The 4,038-nt window shown below is 44.8% G+C and carries 3 protein-coding genes; all 3 read left to right on the top strand.

The window, feature by feature from the left end; genetic code table 11:
- Positions 1-253: 253 nt before the first annotated feature.
- The 3 genes from hemZ (at position 254) to WMO25_RS15700 (ending at position 3,552) form a co-directional block, all read left to right on the top strand.
- Positions 254-1,708 carry a coproporphyrinogen dehydrogenase HemZ gene (gene hemZ, locus WMO25_RS15710; RefSeq protein ID WP_349086110.1) on the top strand — a complete coding sequence of 485 codons (1,455 nt, stop codon included), beginning with the start codon at positions 254-256 and terminating at the stop codon, positions 1,706-1,708.
- 78 nt (positions 1,709-1,786) lie between these two features.
- Positions 1,787-2,626, top strand: coding sequence for a transketolase (locus WMO25_RS15705; protein WP_015514685.1), 840 nt, complete (start codon positions 1,787-1,789; stop codon positions 2,624-2,626).
- A complete protein-coding gene (locus tag WMO25_RS15700) occupies positions 2,614-3,552 on the top strand; it encodes a transketolase family protein (RefSeq protein ID WP_117538949.1) in 939 nt (312 codons plus the stop codon). Before WMO25_RS15705 ends, WMO25_RS15700 begins: the two co-directional genes overlap by 13 nt.
- The last annotated feature ends 486 nt before the right edge of the window (positions 3,553-4,038 follow it).

Raw genomic sequence — 4,038 nt, 5'->3', positions numbered from 1 at the left:
GTCACAGCTTGTTCGCTCTGTGAAAGAGCAGTTGTTTGTACTGCCGGATGATGTGCAGGTATATCCGGGACATGACAGTGTGACAAGCATTGGATACGAGAAACAGTATAATCCATTTTTTTAGATGAAAGCGAACAGCGATTGACAGGGCTGCTGCAGGACTGATAGATATCGGTTTTGCAGCAGCCTTATCTCAGTCATTGATTTTGGCTGGGAACAGCAATTTAAATGCAGATGGAATGGGAGGATTTTGATGATTGCATTATCTATGAACCGAACAGATTATGAAAATGATATTCGATCCCTTTTGATGGCATTCTTCTATGGTGAGAAGATTGTATTGAATGGGGAAGAATGGAATGTCTGCCTGGATGTTCGGTATACAGAAAATCATACCGCTTTGGTATTAAAAGATCATAATGGCAGAAGTCTTGAAAAAGAGGGCGACTGTCATTTTGAAAATTATCGTTTGGGAAGAAATGATATCAAGAACCTTGTCTATCGTCTTTTGTCGGAATATACGGGGATGGTGCTGCCATGGGGGACACTGACCGGTATTCGACCAACGAAACTGCCCATGGAGATGTATGAAAGCGGTGCGTCAAGGGCGGATGCCATTCACTATCTGAAGGATACCTATCTTGTTTCTGATGAAAAGGCATCGCTTTGTGCGATTGTAGCGGAGAATGAAGCGAAGGTTTTGAAAGATGTTGATTATGATCATACATTCAGTTTGTATGTGGGGATTCCTTTCTGTCCTTCAATTTGTGCCTACTGTTCTTTTTCGTCGTATCCGTTATCTGTCTGGGAAAAGCAGGTGGATAACTATTTGGATGCATTGTGTAAAGAAATTGAAGCGGCGTCCACTATGATGGGGAACAAAAAGCTTCTGACTTTTTACATGGGCGGCGGCACACCGACATCACTTTCAGCGGCTCAGATGGACCGTCTTCTGACCTGTTTGGAACAATATTTTGATCTGGCGCATGTCAGTGAGAAAACTGTGGAAGCCGGAAGACCGGACAGCATTACGGAGGATAAGCTGAAGGTACTGAGAAAACACCATATTGATCGTATTTCGATTAATCCGCAGACGATGAATCAGGAAACACTGGATCTGATCGGCAGACGCCACACAACAGAAGAAGTGAAGCAGGCCTTTCATATGGCCAGAGAAGCAGGATTTATGAATATTAATATGGACCTGATCGCAGGGCTACCTGGGGAGACAAGTGAACATATGCAGCGGACCATGGATGCGATTGTGGATCTGGCACCGGACAGTGTGACGGTGCATTCTCTGGCTTTGAAGCGTGCGGCTTTCCTGAATCAGAACAGAGAGCAGTTTCCGGTTGCGGGAGCTGATGAGGTGAACAGAATGATCGGTATCAGCCATGAAGGTGCGCTGGCCATAGAGGCAGAACCTTACTATTTGTACCGTCAGAAAAATATTGCGGGCAATCTTGAGAATGTAGGTTATGCCAGAAAAGGCTGCGAGGGCCTTTATAATATTCTGATCATGGAGGAGAAGCAGACAATTCTTGCGCTGGGTGCCGGTGCATCATCAAAGTTTGTTTTTCACAATGAGCATGGACATCGCATTGAACGTGTGGAAAATGTCAAGAGTGTCAAAGATTATATTGAGCGTATTGATGAAATGATCGACAGAAAGAAGAATTTTCTTTTAAAATCGGAAAACAGCTTTTAATTCGGCGGCGGATGTGGTATAGTGGAAGTTGCCTGATTGATAATTAGTGCCATAGAAAAGTGCACATAGGAGGTAAAAATGGACGTTATTGAATTAAAGAAAATTGCCAATGAAGTCCGCAAGGGGATTGTAACATCGGTACATTCTGCAAAGGCAGGACATCCGGGCGGTTCCTTATCGGCAGCAGACGTATTTACGTATTTGTATTTTGAGGAGATGAATATTGATCCTGCAGATCCTAAGAAAGCAGACAGAGACCGTTTCGTTCTGTCTAAGGGTCATACTGCACCTGGACTTTATTCTGTATTGGCTCAGAGAGGTTATTTCCCTGTAGAAGATCTGAAGACACTGCGTCACATCGGTTCTTATCTTCAGGGTCATCCTGATATGAAGCATATTCCGGGTGTTGATATGTCTTCAGGTTCATTAGGACAGGGAATTTCAGCGGCAGTCGGCATGGCTTTATCAGCTAAGCTCAGCCATGATGACTACCGTGTTTATACATTACTGGGTGATGGTGAGATCCAGGAAGGGCAGGTTTGGGAGGCTTCCATGTTTGCCGGCCACCGCAAGTTGGACAACCTGGTTGTGATCGTTGATAACAATGGCCTTCAGATTGACGGCAATATTGCAGATGTCTGCTCACCATATCCGATTGACAAGAAGTTTGAAGCTTTCAATTTCCATGTGATCGCAGATGTGGATGCCCACGATTTTGAGGCATTAAGAGCTGCTTTCAAGGAAGCAAGAGAGACAAAGGGCATGCCTACAGCCATCATTCTGAAGAGTGTGAAGGGCAAAGGCGTATCTTTCATGGAGAATAAAGCCGGATGGCATGGCAAGGCTCCGAATGACGAAGAGTATGCCATCGCCATGGATGAATTAGAGAAAGCAGGTGAAGCACTGTGTCAGAAGTAAAGAAAATCGCTACAAGAGAAAGCTATGGTCATGCTCTGGTAGAGCTTGGCAAGGAACATGAAGAGGTTGTCGTTCTGGATGCTGACCTTGCTGAAGCAACCAAGACAGGTATTTTTAAGAAGGAATTTCCTGAAAGACATATCGACTGTGGTATTGCTGAGTGCAATATGATGGGTATCGCAGCTGGTCTTGCTGCAACCGGCAAAGTGCCGTTTGCAAGTTCTTTTGCAATGTTTGCAGCAGGCCGTGCTTTTGAACAGATCAGAAACAGTATCGGCTATCCACATCTGAATGTGAAGATTGGTGCCACCCATGCCGGCATTTCTGTTGGTGAAGATGGTGCCACCCATCAGTGCAACGAGGATATTGCCCTGATGCGTACAATCCCGGGCATGGTTGTGATCAACCCTTCCGATGATATCGAAGCAAGAGCTGCTGTAAAGGCTGCTTATGAGCACCAGGGACCTGTTTATCTGCGTTTTGGCCGTCTGGCAGTACCGGTCATCAATGACCGTCCGGATTATAAGTTTGAGATTGGCAAGGGCGTTGTCTTAAAGGAAGGCACAGACCTGACAATTGTGGCAACAGGCCTTTGTGTTAACGAATCTCTGGCGGCAGCAGCTAAGCTGGAAGAAGAGGGCGTTCATGCACAGGTTATCAATATCCATACCATCAAGCCAATCGATGCTGATTTAATTGCAGAAGCAGCCAAGAAGACAGGCAAGATCGTAACAGTAGAAGAACACTCCGTTATCGGCGGCCTCGGCAGCGCAGTTTGCGATGTATTATGCGAGAGAGAACCAGTGAAAGTATTGAAGATCGGCATGAACGATGTATACGGTGAATCCGGACCGGCAGTCAAACTGCTTGAAAAATACGGTCTGGATGCAGCAGGTATTTATGCTAAGATTAAAGCCTGGTTATAGAAAGAGGCTTCGCGCTAATAGATAAACGAAGTACGGTTTAGAGTACTTATAATGGAATTAGAATGAGTCTACTCACACAAGCACGTTTGCACTGCCATCGTTTGGCAACGGTACGTAAGGCGGCAAAAGACGCCGCCTAAGGACCGGCCAACGATGAAGCACTTGTGTGAGTAGACTCATTTTAATTCCATTTTCAAGTTATTAGACCGTACTATCTTTGTGTATTAAGCGCGAAGCGTTTATATAAACAAATGATTGCCACATTAGAGTTTTTTATATTGTCTGAATAAGCAAAGGGCGGCTAATACAACTTGAAAAAGAATTGCTCGATCTTTTGTTAAAATCCCAGAAACTGTTCATCTTTTTGTTTGGTTAAATCATAAATGGAGCGCTGTATAGACAAAAGTAACGAACTTTAGAAGGAGCTTATCCCACACAGGTGCTTCAGCACCAGCCGGTACTTAGGCAGTGTTTTGTACAGATCGG

Source organism: Coprococcus intestinihominis, from assembly GCF_040096555.1.
Lineage (GTDB): Bacteria > Bacillota > Clostridia > Lachnospirales > Lachnospiraceae > Coprococcus_A > Coprococcus_A intestinihominis.
This window is presented reverse-complemented; position numbering and strand designations above follow the sequence as displayed.